General features: G+C 66.5%; 1 protein-coding gene. It reads left to right on the plus strand.

What is annotated here, in order from left to right:
* On the plus strand, positions 1 to 1,071 hold a 1,071-nt coding region (locus EOA28_RS36700; protein WP_128315889.1), incomplete at both ends, for a TIGR03808 family TAT-translocated repetitive protein.

Genomic DNA, 1,071 nt, shown 5'->3' on the forward strand with positions numbered 1-1,071 from the left:
GCCCGGCATCGAGATGGCCGCGATGCGCGGCTCGATCGATGCCACCGAGATCGGCGTGCAGCCAGGCGCGGTCGACGACCAGAGCAAGGCTTTCGCCAAAATGCTGGCCGAGGCCAGCGATCGCGACCAGCCGGTGTTCCTGCCGCCCGGCACCTATCTCGTCTCGAACCTGAAGCTGCCTGCCCGCGTGCGCCTGTCGGGCGTGCCGGGAGCGACGCGCATCGTCTATGGCGGCAACGGCCATCTGATGATGGCGGAACAGGCAGAGCATATCGAGCTGACTGGCCTCGTCTTCGACGGCAGCAACCGCTGGCTGGCCGACTACGCGCAGGGGCTGCTCGACCTGCGCCGCGTCGCCCATCTGACAATCGACAATTGCCAGGTGACCGGCAGCGGCAAGAACGGGCTGGCGCTGGAGCACGCCGTCGGCCGCATCGGCCGCTGCGATATTTCCGGCGCGGCGGATGCCGGCATCTATTCGGTCGAGGCCGGCGGGCTAGAGATTTCCGGCAACACCGTGTCCGACTGCGCCAATGGCGGCATCCTGGTGCATCGCTGGCAGGCGGCGGAAGACGGCACCATCGTCAGCGGCAACCGCGTCCGGCGGATCGGCGCGCGCAGCGGCGGCACCGGCCAGAACGGCAACGGCATCAATGCCTTCCGCGCCGGCAACGTCATCATCTCCGGCAACGTTGTCTCTGACTGCGCCTTCACCGCGATCCGCGCCAACAGCGCCAGCAATTTGCAGATCACCGGCAACACCTGCTCGCGCTCCGGCGAGACCGGGATCTATTCGGAATTCTCCTTCGAAGGCGCGATCCTCAGCAACAACCTCGTCGACGGCGCCGCCAACGGTATCTCGATCGTCAATTTCAACGAAGGCGGCCGCATGGCCGTCTGCTCGAACAACATCGTGCGCAACCTGACGACGGTTGGCCCTTACACCGCCGATCCGCCCGGTTTCGGCGTCGGCATCAGCGCCGAGGCCGACACGACGGTTTCCGGCAATGTCGTCGAGAACGCGCCGCTCTATGGCATGCAGCTCGGCTGGGGGCCCTATCTGCGCAATGT

This window comes from Mesorhizobium sp. M2A.F.Ca.ET.067.02.1.1 (genome assembly GCF_004023285.1).
Taxonomy (GTDB): domain Bacteria; phylum Pseudomonadota; class Alphaproteobacteria; order Rhizobiales; family Rhizobiaceae; genus Mesorhizobium.